Annotated in this window: 16 protein-coding genes; all 16 read left to right on the top strand. The window is 72.1% G+C overall.

Features of this window, described 5'->3' with window-relative positions:
• Positions 1 to 85 precede the first annotated feature (85 nt).
• On the top strand, positions 86 to 814 hold the full coding sequence (locus tag DE149_RS08485; protein WP_063188636.1) for an IclR family transcriptional regulator: 729 nt from the start codon (positions 86 to 88) through the stop codon (positions 812 to 814).
• A gap of 56 nt (positions 815 to 870) precedes the next feature.
• Positions 871 to 2,001 (top strand): histidinol-phosphate transaminase, encoded by a 1,131-nt coding sequence (locus DE149_RS08480; protein ID WP_170747826.1) that lies wholly within the window; start codon positions 871 to 873, stop codon positions 1,999 to 2,001.
• 22 nt (positions 2,002 to 2,023) lie between these two features.
• Entirely contained in the window at positions 2,024 to 2,860 is an 837-nt protein-coding gene (locus tag DE149_RS08475; protein ID WP_113914349.1) for an IclR family transcriptional regulator, read from the top strand.
• On the top strand, positions 2,841 to 3,638 hold the full coding sequence (locus tag DE149_RS08470) for an IclR family transcriptional regulator (protein ID WP_113914348.1): 798 nt from the start codon (positions 2,841 to 2,843) through the stop codon (positions 3,636 to 3,638). Before DE149_RS08475 ends, DE149_RS08470 begins: the two co-directional genes overlap by 20 nt.
• Before the next feature lie 145 nt (positions 3,639 to 3,783).
• Positions 3,784 to 5,025, top strand: a complete 1,242-nt coding sequence (locus DE149_RS08465; RefSeq protein WP_113914347.1) for a cytochrome P450 — start codon at positions 3,784 to 3,786, stop codon at positions 5,023 to 5,025.
• A gap of 47 nt (positions 5,026 to 5,072) precedes the next feature.
• Positions 5,073 to 6,173 (top strand): PEP/pyruvate-binding domain-containing protein, encoded by a 1,101-nt coding sequence (locus tag DE149_RS08460; RefSeq protein WP_113914346.1) that lies wholly within the window; start codon positions 5,073 to 5,075, stop codon positions 6,171 to 6,173.
• A gap of 42 nt (positions 6,174 to 6,215) precedes the next feature.
• A complete protein-coding gene (locus DE149_RS08455; RefSeq protein WP_113914345.1) occupies positions 6,216 to 8,057 on the top strand; it encodes a PEP-utilizing enzyme in 1,842 nt (613 codons plus the stop codon).
• Positions 8,054 to 8,809 (top strand): SDR family NAD(P)-dependent oxidoreductase, encoded by a 756-nt coding sequence (locus DE149_RS08450; protein ID WP_113914344.1) that lies wholly within the window; start codon positions 8,054 to 8,056, stop codon positions 8,807 to 8,809. Before DE149_RS08455 ends, DE149_RS08450 begins: the two co-directional genes overlap by 4 nt.
• A gap of 62 nt (positions 8,810 to 8,871) precedes the next feature.
• Positions 8,872 to 9,192, top strand: coding sequence for a 2Fe-2S iron-sulfur cluster-binding protein (locus DE149_RS08445; RefSeq protein WP_113914343.1), 321 nt, complete (start codon positions 8,872 to 8,874; stop codon positions 9,190 to 9,192).
• Between the two features lie 7 nt (positions 9,193 to 9,199).
• Complete coding sequence (locus tag DE149_RS08440) at positions 9,200 to 10,516, top strand: NAD(P)/FAD-dependent oxidoreductase (RefSeq protein ID WP_113914342.1); 1,317 nt, start codon at positions 9,200 to 9,202, stop codon at positions 10,514 to 10,516.
• Entirely contained in the window at positions 10,513 to 11,301 is a 789-nt protein-coding gene (locus DE149_RS08435) for an HD domain-containing protein (RefSeq protein ID WP_113914341.1), read from the top strand. Before DE149_RS08440 ends, DE149_RS08435 begins: the two co-directional genes overlap by 4 nt.
• The gene (locus DE149_RS08430) at positions 11,298 to 12,830 is read left to right on the top strand and encodes an aldehyde dehydrogenase (protein ID WP_113914340.1); all 1,533 of its coding nucleotides are present in this window, start codon (positions 11,298 to 11,300) and stop codon (positions 12,828 to 12,830) included. Before DE149_RS08435 ends, DE149_RS08430 begins: the two co-directional genes overlap by 4 nt.
• A gap of 154 nt (positions 12,831 to 12,984) precedes the next feature.
• Positions 12,985 to 14,190, top strand: coding sequence for a 4-hydroxybenzoate 3-monooxygenase (locus tag DE149_RS08425; RefSeq protein WP_255421446.1), 1,206 nt, complete (start codon positions 12,985 to 12,987; stop codon positions 14,188 to 14,190).
• 45 nt (positions 14,191 to 14,235) lie between these two features.
• Positions 14,236 to 15,045: a protocatechuate 3,4-dioxygenase subunit beta gene (pcaH, locus tag DE149_RS08420; protein ID WP_199489699.1), complete on the top strand. Its 810-nt coding sequence runs from the start codon at positions 14,236 to 14,238 to the stop codon at positions 15,043 to 15,045.
• Positions 15,045 to 15,692, top strand: a complete 648-nt coding sequence (pcaG, locus tag DE149_RS08415) for a protocatechuate 3,4-dioxygenase subunit alpha (RefSeq protein WP_113914339.1) — start codon at positions 15,045 to 15,047, stop codon at positions 15,690 to 15,692. The genes pcaH and pcaG overlap by 1 nt, the downstream gene beginning before the upstream one ends.
• Positions 15,692 to 17,122 carry a lyase family protein gene (locus tag DE149_RS08410; protein ID WP_113914338.1) on the top strand — a complete coding sequence of 477 codons (1,431 nt, stop codon included), beginning with the start codon at positions 15,692 to 15,694 and terminating at the stop codon, positions 17,120 to 17,122. The genes pcaG and DE149_RS08410 overlap by 1 nt, the downstream gene beginning before the upstream one ends.
• The last annotated feature ends 49 nt before the right edge of the window (positions 17,123 to 17,171 follow it).

The raw sequence follows: 17,171 nt of genomic DNA, 5'->3' as shown, positions 1-17,171 counted from the left end.
GCGGACGTGACCGGGTTCACAACCGGCGCGCGGGTCGAACACGCCCCGGGCGCGTCACGTCCGGCACGCGAGGCGAGGAGCACGGATGGCGGAGCACGACGGCGGCCCGGTCCGGGAGGGCGCGCCCTCCCAGACGCTCTCCCGCGCGCTCACCCTGCTCGAGACCGTCGTGGAGGCGCCCGAGCCGCCCACCATCGCCGACCTCGCCGACGGCCTGGGCGTCCATCGCTCGGTCGCCTACCGTGTGCTGCGCACCTTCGAGACCCACGGCCTGCTGCGCCGCGACGGCCTCGGCCGCGTCCACGCCGCCCCCGGCCTGGCCGTCCTCGCCCGCCGGGTGGAGCAGGATCTACGCGCGGCGGCCATGCCGCACCTGACCGCCGTCTCCACCGACCTGGGCATGACCGCGTTCCTGGTGGTGTGGGACGGGGCCCACTGCCTCACCCTGGCCACGGCCGAGCCGCCGAGCGGCAACCTCGTCACGCAGCGGCCGGGGACCCGGCACCCCCTCGGGGTCGGTGCGCCGGGGATGGCGATCGCCGTCGCCCTGACCGGACAGGAGTGGGCGCGGCTGCCCGGCGAGGCCCCGCCCGAGCGACCCGAGCTCGACGACGTGCGGGAGCGCGGCTGGGCCGTCAGCTCCGACGAGGTCATCACCGGCGTCTCCTCGGTGGCCGTGCCGCTGCGGGTCCCGGGCCAGCTGCCCGCCGCCCTCGCCGTGGTCTACGCGACGCGGCCGGAGGACCCGGCGCGCCTCGGGGACCGGCTCGGTGAGGCGGCCCGGGCCGTCGCCGTCGCCTTCGGCGCAGCCTGAGCCCGGGTCCCGTGGTGCCGCTCACGGCGTCCGCAGCCCGCATTACCCTGGTGGCCATGACTGATGACGCACAGCAGACGCCCGCCGTGGTCGCGCCCCACAAGAAGGTCGGCATGCTGCCGCCGTACGCCGCCGGCAAGCCGCCGGTCGCCGTCCCGGGCCTGCACCCCTACAAGCTCTCCTCGAACGAGAACCCCTACGCGCCCGTGCCCGGCGTGATCGACCGGGTGCGTCAGGTCGTGACCGGCCCGGAGGGCGCGCCCAGCACCCTCTGCCGCTACCCGGACACCCTCTCCACCGGCCTGCGCCAGGCCCTGGCCGCGCACCTGGACGTCCCGGCGGACGACGTCGTGACCGGTGCCGGCTCCCTCGGCGCCCTGGCCCAGGTCATCACCGCCTTCGCCGGCCACGGCGAGGCCGGGGAGGGCGACGAGGTGATCTTCGCGTGGCGCTCCTTCGAGGCCTACCCGATCGTGGTCCGCACCGCCGGTGCCGTGGACGTGCAGGTGCCGCTCACCGCGGACCACCGCCACGACCTGCCGGCCATGCTGGAGGCGATCACGGAGCGGACCCGCGTGATCCTGCTCTGCACCCCCAACAACCCGACCGGCCCCGTGCTCACGACCGCCGAGGTCGAGGACTTCCTGGCGCGCGTGCCCGCGCACATCCTCGTGGTCGTCGACGAGGCGTACGTGGAGTTCGTCCGCGACGAGGACGCGGTCAAGGGTCTGGAGATGTACCGCAAGCACGCGAACGTCGTCGTGCTGCGCACCTTCTCGAAGGCGCACGGCCTGGCCAACCTGCGCGTGGGCTACTCGGTCTCGCAGCCGGAGATCACCAAGGCCCTGCGCACCGTGGCCACCCCGTTCGCGGTGTCCACGGTGGCCGAGGAGGCCGCGATCGCCTCGCTCGAGCACCTGGACGAGGTCCTCGAGCGCGTGCAGGTCGTCGTCGACGAGCGCGAGCGCGTCGCCGCCGCCCTGGCCGAGGCTGGCTGGGACCTGCCCTCCTCGCAGGCCAACTTCGTGTGGCTGCCGCTCGGCGAGCGCACGCAGGCCTTCGCCGAGGCCGCCCAGGCCCGGGCCCTGTCCGTCCGGGCGTTCGCGGACGAGGGTGTGCGCGTGAGCATCGGCGAGAAGGAGGCCAACGACCGCTTCCTCGAGGTCGCGCGCGACTTCCTGACGTGAGCGGGCCGGCGCGAGCGGCACGTTGGACCGGCTGATCCGGGTCCGCTTCGCGTTCGACGCGGAGCGTCCGGTGTTGACCGTGGCGGCCCTGGCCCGGCGCACCGAGCTGCCCCTGGCCACCGCCTATCGGTGGGTGGACCGGCTGGTGCGCGCCGAGCTGCTGCAGAAGGACGAGGACGGCGTGGTCCGGCCCGGCCTGCGGCTGTGGGAGATGGCCTCCCGGAGCGCGCCGAGCATGTCCCTGGCCCGGACGGCCATGCCGTTCCTCTTGGACGTCCAGGCCGTGCTGCACCAGCACACCCAGCTCGCGGTGCTCGACGCCGAAGGCGTCCTCGTCCTCGAGCGCCTCTCCGCGCGGGAGGCCGTGGCGAATCAGGCGACGGTGGCCGGACGCCTGCCGCCGTTCAGCACCTCGCTCGGGCTCGTGCTCCTCGCCTTCGCCCCGCCGGGGGAGGCGGAGCGCTTCGTCGAGCGGCATCGCGCGCAGCTCGGCGCCCCTGTGCGGGTGCTCCGGCCCGACGGCGGCGGCGCGCGTCCGGCGTCCGCACACCCGGCCGTCGTCGCCCCGACGGAGGCCGAGCTGCGCGCCCTGCTGGCCGACGTCCGCCGCGAGGGCCACGCCGCCGTGGACGGGGCGATCGACGCGGAGGCGCGCGGAATCGCCGTCCCCGTCCGCGGCCCGCTGGGCCACGCGGTGGCGGCCCTTGGCGTCGTGGTGCCGCGCTCGGCCACGAGCACCCTGGGCGTGCCCGCGCTGCTCATGACGGCGGCGCGGGGGATCGGGCGGGCGCTGGGGCCGACCGGCCTCGGCGGGGACGCGCGGACGGACGGGGGCGGCGATGGCCGGCAACGCGCGTGAGCCTGGCCGCACGGCGGCCCACCGCATCCTCTCCATCCTCACCGCTTTCGAGGAGGGTCCCACCAACCTCACGCTGAGCCAGATCGCGGAGCGGGCCGGCCTCCCGCTCAGCACGACGCACCGCCTAGTGACGGAGCTCGACGAGTGGGGCTTCGTGGTGCGGACCGCACAGGGCCGGTACCAGCTCGGTCTGCGCGTGTGGGAGCTGGGCCAGACGGTAGGGCATCGACTGCGCGAGGGCGCTCGCCCCTTCGTCCAGGAGCTGCACGCCCTGACCGGGGAGACGGCCCAGCTCGCCATCCGGGACGGGCGCGAGGTCCTCTACATCGAGCGGGTCTACGGACCCCACCGCGTGCCCCGGGCGTCCCAGGTGGGTGGGCGCCTGCCGCTGAACACGACGGCGGTGGGCAAGGTGATCCTGGCATTCGAGGTTCCTGAGATCCGGGACGCGGTGCTGGCGGCGCCGCTGGCCGGCGCCACCCCGCGCACGGTCACGGATCCGGGGAGGCTCCGGGAGCAGCTCGAGGTGATCCGCCGGGACGGCTACTCCATCACGCAGGAGGAGATCCGCATGGGCGCCTGCTCCATCGCCGTGCCCGTCTTCCACCGGGGACGCGTCGGGGCCGCTGTGGGGCTCGTCGTCTCCTCGGAGCGGGCAGGGACGCTGCTGCGCCACCTGCCCGTGCTGCGGACGGTGAGCCGGCGGATCGAGGCGGCGACGCAGACGATCCCGCTAGAGACGCTCTGGCACGCGAACCGCGCGCCCTACGAACGCTGAGGTCGTCGGCCAGGCTGGGACATCTTTCCACTGAGCGGAATGATGACGGTGACGGCGCCCTTGGGGCCGCGCAGGATGACGACTATCCAACTGCTGTGAGGAGCATCACGGCAGGAGTTCATCGTCAACCGTACGAGGTGCCACCATGACGCAGGCAACCGCCGGCTGCCCCGTCCACCACGGCTACGAGCCGTTTGAGATGAAGGACCCGTTCCCGTCCTACTCCGAGCTCCGCCGCGAGGAGCCCGTGATGTACGACGAGCGCGTCGGCCTCTGGGTCGTCTCCCGCTACGACGACGTCAAGGCCGTCTTCGAGGACTGGGAGACCTTCTCCTCCGAGAACGCCCAGAAGCCCGTCCGCCAGCGCGGACCGCAGGCCGAGCAGATCATGATCGAGGGCGGCTTCACCGCTTACTCCGGCCTTTCGGCCCGAGTCCCCCCGGAGCACACCCGCATCCGGGCGATCGCGCAGAAGATGTTCACCCCCCGTCGATACAAGGCGCTGGAGCCGCAGATCCGCGAGAACATCGCGGCCCGCCTCGAGGCGATGGCCGCGCGTCCCGAGAAGCGGGGCGAGATGGTGGCCGACCTGGCCTACGACATCCCGACCATCACCATCCTGACCCTCATCGGGGCCGACGTCTCCATGGTCGACACCTACAAGCGGTGGTCCGACTCCCGCGCCGCGATGACGTGGTCGGACCTCTCCGACGAGGAGCAGATCCCCCATGCGCACAACCTGGTGGAGTACTGGCAGGAGTGCCAGCGACTGGTGGCCGAGGCCCACGCGAACGGCGGCGACTCCCTGACCGCCGACCTGGTGCGCGCGCAGGAGGAGGGGGCCGAGATCTCCGACCACGAGATCGCCTCCCTGAACTACTCGTTGCTCTTCGCCGGCCACGAGACGACGACGACGCTCATCGCCAACTGCTTCCGCGTGCTGCTCTCTCACCAGCCCGCATGGGAGTCGCTGGTCGAGGATCCGAAGCGGATCCCGGCCGCCGTCGAAGAGGTCCTGCGCTACTCCGGCTCCATCGTGGGCTGGCGACGCAAGGCGTTGAAGGACGCGGTGGTGGGCGGCCAGCACATCAAGGCCGGCGACGAGCTCTTGCTGCTAATGGGCTCCGCGAACCGCGACGAGGAGCGGTTCGACCGCCCCGAGGAGCTCGACATAGAGCGCCCGAACGCCCGGGAGCACCTCTCCTTCGGCTTCGGCATCCACTTCTGCCTCGGCAACATGCTCGCCAAGCTCCAGGCCCGCCTGTGCCTGGAGGAGGCCACCCGCATCCTGCCCGGCCTGCGCCTGGCCGAGGGGGCCGACATCGACTTCCGGCGGAACATCTCCTTCCGCGTCCCCGTCGAGGTTCCCGTCGCCTGGGGCGACTGATCTTCGACGTCCCACCTTCCCCAGCCCTCCCGACAAGGAATCCGCACATGAGCACCACCCCGGCATACATCCAGGCCTTCGCCGACGGCGGCCCCGCCGCCCTCGAGACCCTCGGCGGCAAGGGCGCCTCGCTCGTCACCATGACGGACGCGGGCATGCCCGTCCCGCCCGGGTTCGTCGTGACGACCGCCTCCTTCGAGGCGTTCCGCGCCTCCCAGGACGAGCGCGGCGAGATCGCCGAGCGCCTCAAGGCGGTGGACCCCGAGGACGTGCGCGCCGTCGACGAGCTGTCCGCCGACATCCGCCGCCTCATGGAGGAGCACCCGGTGCCCCGGGACGTCCGCGACGCACTGGACGAGGCCTATGAACGGCTGATGGCGGAGTGCGGTGGCGAAGTCCCCGTGGCGGTGCGCTCCTCCGCCACGGCCGAGGACCTGCCGGACGCGTCCTTCGCCGGCCAGCAGGACACCTACCTGTGGATCCGCGGACGCGACGAGGTCGCCCACCACATCCGCCGCTGCTGGGCCTCCCTCTACACCTCGCGCGCCATCATCTACCGCCGCCGCAACGACATCCCGACCGTCGGCCTCTCCATGGCCGTCGTCGTGCAGAAGATGGCCAACGCCCGCGTGGCCGGCGTCGCCATCACGATGAACCCCGCGACCGGTGATCGCTCCAAGCTCGCGATCGACGCCTCTTGGGGTGTGGGCGAGATGGTCGTCTCCGGCGAGGTCACCCCGGACCATCTGCTCCTCGACAAGATCACGCTGGGCGTTGTCACCGAGCACATCGGCGACAAGCACGCCGAGCTCGTGCCGGACCCCGAGCGCGGCCGCCTCGTCGAACGCGAGGTCTCCCCGGAGCGCCGGGGCGTGCGCTGCCTCACCGACCAGGAGCTCGTCGCCGTCGCCGCCATGGCCAAGCGCGCGGAGAAGCACTACGGAACCCCTCAGGACATCGAGTGGGCCCTGGACGCCGACCTCCCGGTGGGGGAGGACCTCCTGCTGCTGCAGTCCCGCCCCGAGACCGTGCACTCCTCGAAGCCCAAGGAGGACCGTCCCCGCGCGGACGTCGCCCCCATGACCGGCGCCTTCGACCTGAGCGCGATCACGTCCGCCTTCTCCGTCGTACCCCCCGCGGGCCGCTGACCCTCCTCCGCCCGAGCATCCTCCGAGAGAGACGAGCCTTCCATGAGCGAGACCACGATCAAGACGTCCTTCCCCAAGCCCTCCGAACTCACGACCCCTCCGGGAGCCGAGGGCTGGGAGAAGATCTACCCCTACTACCTCACCTTCCGTCCTGAGCTCCAGGCGGAGGAGGACGAGAAGTTCTGGTTCTGCGACTCGCAGCACTGGCCCACCGTCTTCAAGCCCTTCGAGACCATCGGCGGCGAGTTCGCCGTCAAGTGCCTCGGCCAGTACAACGCGCGGCACCTGATGATCCCGAACGCCAACGGGATCGAGTTTCGCATCCACTTGGGCTACCTCTACATGTCCCCGATCCCGGTGCCGCAGGACCAGATGGCCGCCCGCCTCCCCGAGTTCCAGGCGCGCATCGGACACTATTTCGAGAACTGGGAGCCCCTGCTCGACCAGTGGAAGACCAAGGTGCGCGGCACCATCGCGGACCTCGAGCAGCTGGACTTCTCCCCGTTGCCCGAGATGGTCCCCATGGCGGACATCGAGGCCGGCGTCGGCAAGGACGGCTCCGAGCGCCTGCTGGAGGGCTTCGACCGTCTCATCAACCTCACCTACCAGAACTGGCAGTACCACTTCGAGTTCCTGAACCTCGGGTACATCGCGTACCTGGACTTCTTCAACTTCTGCAAGCAGGTCTTCCCGGACATCCCCGACCAGTCCATCGCGACCATGGTGCAGGGCGTGGACATGGAGCTGTTCCGCCCGGACGACGAGCTCAAGGCGCTCTCCGTCCTCGCGGTCGAGCTGGGCCTGCAGGAGCACTTCGGGAACCCCGACGACGTCGAGGCCACCCTGGAGGGCATCCGTCAGGCCGACGGCGGCGAGCGCTGGCTCGCGCAGTGGGAGACGGCGCAGGACCCGTGGTTCAACTTCACCGTGGGCAACGGCTTCTACGGCCATGACCGCTACTGGAACGAGCACCTCGACCTGCCGCTCGGCTACATCGCCGACTACATCCGCCGCCTCGACGACGGCCAGGAGATCATGCGGCCCAAGGACGAGCTCATCGTCGAGAAGGAGCGCATCGTCGCGGAGTACCGCGAGCTGCTCCACGACGACGCCGCCGCCCAGTTCGACGCGAAGCGCCAGCTCGCCGCGACGGCCTACCCGTACGTCGAGAACCACAACTTCTACATCGAGCACTGGACCATGGGCGTCTTCTGGCGCAAGGTCCGCGAGCTCGACCGCACCTTCGCCTCCTACGGCTTCTGGGAGGAGGGCAACCTCCTCTACTTGAACCGCTCCGAGGTGCGCGACGCGCTCTTCGACCTGGTGACCGGCTTCGGCGTCGGCGCCCCCGGCGGCCCCATCGGCGGCACCTACTGGAAGCCCGTGATCGAGGAGCGCAAGAAGATCGTCTCGGCGCTCAAGACCGCCCGCCCCCAGCCGGCGCTCAACACCCCGCCGATGGAGATCACCGAGCCCTTCACCCGCATGCTGTGGGGCATCACCACCGAGCAGGTGGAGTCCTGGCTCAGCGCCGGTGACGAGGGCTCCGAGGGCCACCTCAAGGGCATGGCCGCCTCTCCGGGCCAGGTCGAGGGCCGCGCCCGCGTGATCCTCGACGCCGACGACCTCTCCCAGATTCAGCCTGGCGAGATCCTGGTGGCCACGGTCACCGCCCCCTCCTGGGGTCCGATCTTCGGCCGCATCGGCGCGGCCGTTACGGACATCGGCGGCATGATGTCGCACGCCGCGATCGTATGCCGCGAGTACGCGCTGCCCGCTGTCACCGGCACGGGCTCGGCCTCCGCGGTCATCAAGACCGGCCAGCTCCTCCGCGTCGACGGCACCAAAGGCACCGTCGAGATCGTGGACGAGGAGGTCGCATGACCACCCCGGACACCCAGCGCACCGTCCTCGTGACGGGCGCGGCGGGCGGCCTCGGCCGCGCCTTCGCCCGCGCCTTCGCGGAGCAGGGTGACCGCGTGGTCCTCGCCGACCGCGACCCGGCCGGCGTCACCGCCGCCGCGGCGGAGCTGACGGACGGGGGAGCCCAGGCGCTCGCCCTCGAGGCGGACGTCACGGACCCCGCGTCACTGGAGGAGATGGCGCGGCGCGCCGCCGACTTCGGCGGGGGGCACGTGGACGTCCTCGTGAACAACGCGGCCGTTTACGCCGGGCTGAGCCGGAAGCCGTTCGAGGAGATCGACCCCGACGAGTGGGACCTGGTCATGCAGGTCAACCTCAAGGGCCCCTGGCTCGTGACCCGGGCGCTCAGCCCGCACCTGGGCCAGGACGCCCGCGTGGTGAACCTCTCCTCGGCCACGATCTTCTCCGGCTCGGCGCACTGGGCCCACTACGTGGCCTCCAAGGGCGGCGTCGTCGCCCTCACCCGCGTCCTGGCCAAGGAGCTCGGCTTCCGCGGCATCACCGTGAACGCGGTGGCGCCCGGCTTCACGCTCACCGAGGCCAGCCTCGGGCTCATGGAGGACGCCGCCTCCTACGGCGTCGACCGCGGGTCCATCAAGCGGGCCAGCCAGCCCGAGGACATCGTGGGGGCCGTCGTGTTCCTCGCGTCCCCCGCCGCCGGCTACATCACGGGCCAGACCCTCGTGGTCGACGGCGGCCGCCAGTTCATCTGAGGCCTCCCGGCCTCCGCCCCGCACCCTCCCCACCGATCACCGAACCGAAAGAGGCGATCACCATGGCCACTGTCCACTACACCGATTCCGAAGGCACCGTCCGCGACGTCCCCGCCAACGCGGGCGACTCGGTCATGGAGACCGCGGTCCGCAACGGCGTGCCCGGCATCGTCGCCGAGTGCGGCGGGTCGCTCTCCTGCGCCACGTGCCACGTCTTCGTCCGCGAAGACCAGCTGGACTCGCTCGAGCCCATGTCCGAGATGGAGGACGAGATGCTCTACGGCACCGCCGTCGACCGTGAGGACAACTCGCGCCTCTCGTGCCAGCTCAAGCTGTCTGAGGACGACGACCTCCACGTGACCACCCCCGAGACGCAGGTGTGATGCCGTCATGACCACCGAGACCCCCGCCCGGGACACCGCGGCGGAGACCGCGCCGGAGGCCGGGACGCTGATCATCGGCGCGAGTCAGTCCGGCGTGCAGCTCGCGATCTCCCTCCGGGGCACCGGGGACGAGGAGCCCATCACCCTCCTGGGCGACGAGGCCCACCGCCCCTATCAGCGCCCCGCCCTGTCCAAGGAGTTCCTCCAGGGGACGATGGACAAGGAGAAGCTAATCTTCCGCACCCAGGAGTATTGGGACGAGCACGGCATCACCCTCGTGCAGGGCGCGCGGATCGTCTCCGTGGAGCGAGCTCCGCGGGGCGATGCGCCCGGCGCGGGCGTCGCCCTCGCCGAGGACGGGCGCCGGTTCCCCTACCGCCGTCTCGCCCTTGCCACCGGTGCCCGGGCCCGGCGCCTCGAGGTCCCCGGCGCCGACCTCGACGGCGTGCTCTACCTGCGCAACGCGGACGACGCCCTCGAGCTCAAGGACCGCGTCACCACGGCCCGCCGCGCCGTCGTCATCGGCGGCGGCTTCATCGGCCTCGAGGCCGCCTCCTCGCTCGCCGGCATGGGGATCGAGGTGACGGTCCTGGAACGCGGGCCGCGCCTCATCGGCCGCGCCGTGGGCGAGGAGACCTCGCAGTTCTTCCTCGAGTCGCACCGGGGCCGCGGGCTGCGCATCGAGCTCGACGCAGTTACGGAGCGCTTCGTCGGCGATGACGGCCGCCTCGCCGGGGTCGAGCTGGCAGACGGCACGGTGATCGAGGCAGACCTCGCCATCGTGGGCATCGGCGTCATCCCGAACACCCAGCTCGCGGAGCAGATGGGCCTCGAGGTCGACAACGGCATCGTCGTGGACCAGCGGGCGCTCGCCTCGGACGGCACGACCGTCGCCGTCGGCGACGTCGCCAACCTGCCGATCCCGCTGCCGCGCGCCCCGGAGGGCGAGCGTATCCGCCTGGAGTCGGTCAACAACGCCATCGAGCACGCCAAGGTCGCGGCCTATGCCATGACCGGGCGCGAGAGCGAGTACGTCGGCATCCCCTGGTTCTGGTCGAACCAGGCGGATCTGAAGCTGCAGATCGCCGGCCTGACGCAGGGCTACGACCAGACCGTGGTCCGTCGGGACGACGAGAAGGGGCGCTTCAGCGTCCTCTACTACCGTGAGGGACAGCTCATCGCCGCCGACTGCGTCAACGCGCCGTTGGACTTCATGGCGGTGCGCTCGGCCCTCTCGAAGGGTCAGACCATCCCGGCCGACAAGGTCGCCGACCCGTCCACCCCACTCAAGGGGCTGGCCGTGGACCTGGAGGAGCAGTCATGAGCACACAGACCACCACCCCCGACGACGGCCACACCCCCTGGGCCCCGGCCGACCCCTCGGCGGCCGCAGAGGACCCGCGCGCCGTCCGGTTCGCGCAGCGCTACGCGGCGCGCCCGATCCCGACAGAGCGCGAAGCCGACACCCGCCCCGTGGACCTGAGCCCCTCGACGGACTACGACCGCCTGTGGGAGTTGATCGTCCCCGAGACCCGCACGCGGGCCAACGACATCCACCTGCCCGTGTGCGCCGCCTACGCCACCCGGCTCTGCGACGCGTACCCGGAGGCCGACCGCGAGCTCGTCCTGACGGCGATCATCCTGCACGACACGGGATGGGCCCACGTGGACGAGTCCCGCATCGTCTCCGAGGGCTTCTCGGGGGACTGGCGCAAGGCGGCCATCCGCTTCGAGCACGAGCGCGAGGGCGTCCTCGTGGCCCAGCGCGTCCTGCCCGCCCTCGGCCACGACCAGGAGTTCGTGGACCGGGTCTGCGAGATCATCGACGGCCACGACACCCGCCCCGTGGCCTACAGCCTTGAGGACGCCCTCGTCCGCGACTCGGACCGCCTGTGGCGCTTCGACCGGGCCGGGATCCTGGCGTCGTCGCTCTGGTTCGGCATGGCGGTGGACGTCTACACCGACCGGCTCGTGCGGGAGATCCTGCCGGAGCTGATCACCCAGGCCGCCCACGACATGGCGACGGCGGACCTCGCCCGGGCCCGGGCGCTGCTGCGCACCGATGTCATCCGCGGCGGCCGCGACAAGGCCCAGGAGGCATCGGCATGACGGACACGACGACCGAACGCACCGCTCCCGGCGCGGCCGACCCGCGCGTCGGGCTCACCCTGCCGTACGAGCACGTCGAGGACCACTTCATCGACGGTCGGTGGACGCCGGCCCGCGGTGAGGGGCGAACCGACGTGGTCGACCCGGCCACGGGCGGGGTCTTCGGATCCGTGCCCGCCGCCACCGACGAGGAGCTGGACGCCGCCGTGGTCGCGGCCCGCCGCGCACTTCCCGGCTGGTCCGGCCTCACCGCGGCCCAGCGCGCGGAGAAGCTGCTCGCGGTCGCGGACGAGATCGAGGCGCGCGCCGAGGATCTCGCCCGGACCATCTCGCGGGAGAACGGCTCGCCGCTCTCCGAGACGCGCGGGGCCGCGGCGAACGCCGCCGGCATCTTCCGGCACTACGCCTCCCTCGCCTCGTGGCTGGACACCCCGGACGTGCGGCCCTTCCCGGCCGGCGGCGCCGAGTCCGTCGTGGAGCGCGATCCGATCGGCGTCTGCGCGCTCATCGCGCCGTGGAACTTCCCCATCAACCTCGTGGTCATCAAGCTCGCACCCGCCCTGCTGGCTGGGTGCACCGTGGTCATCAAGCCGGCGAGTGTCACCCCGCTCTCGCTGCGATTCGTGGTCGACGCCGTCGCCGCCGCGGGGATCACCGACGGCGTGGTCAACTTCCTGACCGGCCCCGGCCGCTTCGGCGACGCTCTCGTGCGCCATCCCGGGGTCGACAAGGTGGCGTTCACCGGCTCCACGCCCGTGGGCCGCGAGATCGCCGCCGCGTGCGGCGAGCTGCTGCGCCCCGTCACCCTCGAGCTGGGCGGCAAGTCCTCCGCCGTCGTCCTGCCGGACGCGGACCTGGAGGCCATGTCCCGCGTGCTCGTGCGCTCCTGCATGCGCAACACGGGGCAGACCTGCTACATCTCCACGCGCATCCTCGCCCCCGCCTCGCGGTACGAGGAAGTCGTGTCCATGGTGGGCGAGACGATTGCGGCCCAGGCGCAGGGCGACCCCCTCAATGAGGCGAGCGTGTTCGGTCCCGTGGCCTCCCGCGCCCAGTACGACACGGTGATGGAGTTCATCGAGTCGGCGCGCGAAGAGGGCGCCCGGATCGTGACGGGCGGCCAGGCGCTCCCCGGGGACCGTCTACCGGAGCACCTGCGGGAGGGCGCGTTCATCGAGCCCACCGTCCTGGCGGACGTCACCCCCGAGATGCGGGTGTCCCGCGAGGAGATCTTCGGGCCGGTCATCACGATCTTGAGCTACGACGACGCCGACGGGTCCGTCGATGAGGCGATCGAGCTGGCGAACAACACCCCGTTCGGCCTCGGCGGCATCGTGTTCGGCCGGGACGAGGACCGCGCGCTCGCGGTCGCCCGACGCATCGACTCAGGCTCCGTGGGCATCAACTTCTTCGGCTCCAACCACGCGGCCCCGTTCGGCGGGCGCCACGACTCCGGCATGGGCGTCGAGTACGGGATCGAGGGCCTCAGTGCCTACCTGTCCTACAAGTCGATCCACCGGCACGCATGACCACCCGGCCAGGCCGTCCGGGGGTCCTCTCACTGAGTGAGAACGCCCGGACGGCCCGGCCGTCCCGCAGACACACTGGAATCCGGCAGCGGCGAGAGGCCCAGGGAGCTCGCCTCCCCGCGCGACCCGCCCGCCTCCCTCTAAGGAGAAACCTGTGACGCCTCCCCTCACCCGCACCCGCGTCGGCATCGTCGGCGGCGGGCCCGCCGGCCTGATGCTCTCCCACCTGCTCGCGCGGCAGGGGATCGACAACGTCGTCCTCGAGTCCCGTGACCCCGAGACCATCGCGCACACCCACCGCGCGGGCATCCTCGAGCAGCCCAGCGTGGAGATGCTGACGGACACGGGCGTCGACGGCCGGGTGAGGACGGTGGGCGACGAGCACCGCGGCATCATCCTGCGCTTCGACGGCGAGTCGCACGCCCTGGACTTCCCGGAGCTCGTGGGCGCCACGGTCACCCTGTACGCGCAGAACGAGGTCTTCGTCGACCTGGCCGCGGCGCGACGGCGCGACGGCGGCGACGTCCGCTTCGAGACCGAGGTGCTCGAGGTGCTCGACGTCGACTCGGACACCCCCGGCGTCCGGTTCCGCTCCGTGGCCGGTGGCGAGGAGGGGCCGGTCGAGGAGCTGCGCTGCGACATCCTCGTGGGCGCGGACGGCTCCCGTTCCACCGTGCGCAAGGCCCTCCAGCGCGACACCGAGGGCGAGGACCACTTCCACGCGTACCCCTTCGCCTGGTTCGGCATCCTCGCCGAGGCGCCCAAGTCCTCGCCTGAGCTGATCTACGCCCGCTCCGAGCATGGCTTCGGCCTGATCTCGCAGCGCTCGGAGACCGTGCAGCGCATGTACTTCCAGTGCGACCCCTCGACCCGCGTGGAGGACTGGTCCGACGACCGGATCTGGGACCGGCTGCAGAGCATCGTGGCCGGCCCGGACGGCTTCACCCTCAAGACCGGCCCCATCATCGACAAGACGGTGCTCGGCTTCCGCTCCTACGTGCGCACACCGCTGAGTCACCGCAACGTCTTCCTCGCCGGCGACGCCGGACACACCGTCCCGCCCACCGGCGCGAAGGGCCTGAACCTCGCCTTCGCGGACGTGCGCGTCCTGGCCGAGGCGCTCGAGTCGTGGGCCGCCACGGGCTCGCGTGACCTGCTCGACGCCTACTCGGAGACGGCGCTGACCCGCGTGTGGAAGGCCCAGAACTTCTCCTACTGGATGACCACCATGCTCCACGCCCGCCCGGACGCCTCGGAGTTCGAGGACATGCGCGTGCGCGGTGAGCTCCGCAACGTGGTCCAGTCCCGTTACGGACGGCAGTTCCTCGCCGAGCAGTACACCGGCTGGCCCTCCGCCTGAGTCCGACCGATCCCCGACCCCGCAGAGAAAGGAGCCGACGTGAGCATCACCGCCCAGGCCAAGGACGACGACACGTTCGACAGCGCCCACGTGCTCGATCCAGCCGCCACCCGCGACTCGCAGGGGCAGATCAGTGAAGAGATCGCGGCCGTCCATGCCCAGGCCCAGGGCGAGACCCAGCCGCGGCTCGACTTCCCGCCCTATCGCTCGTCTGTGTTCCGCCACCCCACCAAGTCGCTCGTGCACGCCGACCCCGAGACCGTGGAGCTGTGGTCCCCGGCCTTCGGCCACCGCGACGTGCACCCGCTCGAGGCGGACCTGACCGTCGGCCAGAACGGCGAGCCGATCGGCGAGCGCATCAAGATCCGCGGCCGCGTGCTGGACGGCGCCGGCCGGCCGGTCCGTCACCAGCTCGTGGAGATCTGGCAGGCCAACGCGGCCGGCCGCTACGTGCACAAGCGCGACCAGCACCCGGCCCCCCTGGACCCCAACTTCACGGGCGTGGGCCGCACCCTCACCGACGCCGAGGGCCGCTACGAATTCACCACCATCAAGCCGGCGCCCTACCCGTGGAAGAACCACCACAACGCGTGGCGACCCGCCCACGTGCACTTCTCCCTCTTCGGCACCGACTTCACACAGCGGATGATCACCCAGATGTACTTCCCGGGCGACCCGCTGTTCCCGCTGGACCCGATCTACCAGGGCATCACGGACCAGAAGGCACGCGACCGCCTCGTGGCCACCTACGACCACTCCGTGACCAGCCACGAGTGGAACACCGGCTACTGGTGGGACATCGTGTTGACGGGCAGCCAGCGCACGTGGATGGAAGACGAGGAGGGCGATCACTGATGCGGATCGACGAGAACACCGAGCGCGCCCCGGACGGCACGCTCATCCCGACGCCGGGCCAGACCATCGGCCCGTTCTTCGGGTACGCGGACGGCTATGAGCAGGTGCACCTGCCCTTCCGCGACGGCCAGAACCTCGTCCCGCCCGGCCGCGCGGACGCGCTGCGTCTGACCGGCACGGTCTACGACGGCAACGGCGACCCCATCCCGGACGCGATGCTGGAGATCTGGCAGCCGGATGCCGAGGGCGTCATCGCCCAGGAGGAGGGCTCCTTCCTGCGCGACGGCTTCACGTTCACCGGCTGGGGCCGGGCCACCGTGGACAACGCCGGCACGTACACGTTCTCCACCGTCGAACCCGGGGCGACCGGCGAGGGCACGGCGCGCTTCATCCACCTCGTGCTGTTCGCCCGGGGCCTGCTCAACAAGCTCCACACGCGCGTCTACCTGCCCGAGGATGCCGAGGCCCTCGAGCACGACCCCCTGCTGTCCTCCCTGCCCGAGGAGCGGCGCCGCACCCTCGTGGCCGAGCGCCTCGACGACGGCTCCCTGAAGTTCGACGTCTGGATCCAGGGCCGCGGCGAGCACGCGGACAAGGAGACGGTCTTCCTGCAGTTCCCCGGCATCGAGTATCCGAGGCACGGCTGATGGCGGCCGTCGACCCCCTGGGTCCCGCCGCCGACGTCGGCCTGCTCAGCCCCGTCTGGGCGGCCGGCACGGTGGCGGAGACGACGTCGGACCGCGCCGTCCTCGGCCACCTGCTGGAGGTCGAGGCGGCGTGGGTGGACGTCCTCGCCCGGCGCGGGCTCGCCTCCGCCGCCGAGGCCGAGCAGGTCCGATCCGCCTGCGACCCGGCGGAGTACGACCCGGCGGAGATCGCCCGCGCCGCACAGGGCGGCGGCAACCCGCTGATCCCCACGCTGCGGGCGCTGCGCACACGACTGCCGGCCGGCGCCGCCGCCACCGTGCATCGCGGGGTCACCAGCCAGGACGTGGTGGACACGGCCCTGATGCTGATGGTGGCCCGCGCCGCGGGCGACCTGACGGCGGACCTGCGGGCCGCCGTCGGATCCCTGTCCCGGCTTGCCCTGACGCACCGGACGACGCCCATGGTCGCCCGCTCGCTCACGCAGCACTCCCTGCCCTCGACCTTCGGGCTGCGCGCCGCCACCTGGCTCGACGGGCTCGCGCAGGCCACCCGGCGCCTCGAGCGCGCCACGACGGACCTGCCGATCCAGTGGGGTGGGGCCGCCGGCACGCTGGCCTCGCTCGCCGGCCACGTCGAGCGGGCCCGCCGCGCCGGTGGGCTCGCCGACGAGGTCACCGCGTTCGACCTCGTCGAGGACCTGGCCGCGGAGCTGGGCCTGAGCGCTCCGCCCGCCCCGTGGAACACCAACCGGATGGCCGTCACGGGCGTGGCCGCCGCGCTCGCGGACGTCGTCGCCGCGTGTGGCCGGATCGCCAACGACGTGCTGATCGCGGCGCGCATCGAGATCGGCGAGCTGAGCGAGCCCACGGCCCCCGGGCGGGGCGGCTCCTCGGCGATGCCGCACAAACAGAACCCGGTGCTGTCCGTGCTGGTCCGCTCGGCGGCCCTGTCCGCGCCCGGCGTGCTCGCGCAGGTCCACACGGCCGCCGGCGCCGCCGATGACGACCGCCCGTCCGGCGCGTGGCACGCGGAGTGGCCCGCGCTGCGGCAGCTGCTCCGGCTGGCCGGCGGGGCCACCGCGCTCACCCGTGAGCTCACCGCGGGTCTGCGCGTGGACGAGGACCGGATGCGGCAGAACCTCGGCCGCACGGGACCGGCGCTGGTCTCCGAGCGGCTCATGGCCGAGCTCGCCCCCGTGATCGACGCGGCCGCGGGGCGGCCCGGCGCGGGCCGGGACGCGATCCACGCCGTCGTCGACGACGCCCTGGCCGGCCGCGGTGAGTTCGGTGCGCTGCTGCGCGCCGCCGTGCCCGCGTCCGTCGGCGACGACCGCCTCGCGGAGCTGTGCGATCCGGCCGGCTACACCGGCGAGGCGGCCGCGCTGGTGGACCGCATTGTGGCCGCCCATACCGACCTCGCGGCTGACTGAGCCGCGAGACGTCACCCCCCTGCGTCGGGCGGACCGCCCTGCCAGGATC

The sequence above is a fragment of the Micrococcus sp. KT16 genome, from assembly GCF_003315015.1.
In the GTDB taxonomy this organism is placed as follows: domain Bacteria; phylum Actinomycetota; class Actinomycetes; order Actinomycetales; family Micrococcaceae; genus Micrococcus; species Micrococcus luteus.
Note: the sequence above shows the minus strand (reverse complement) of the source record. Positions and strands in the feature narration are given on the sequence as shown.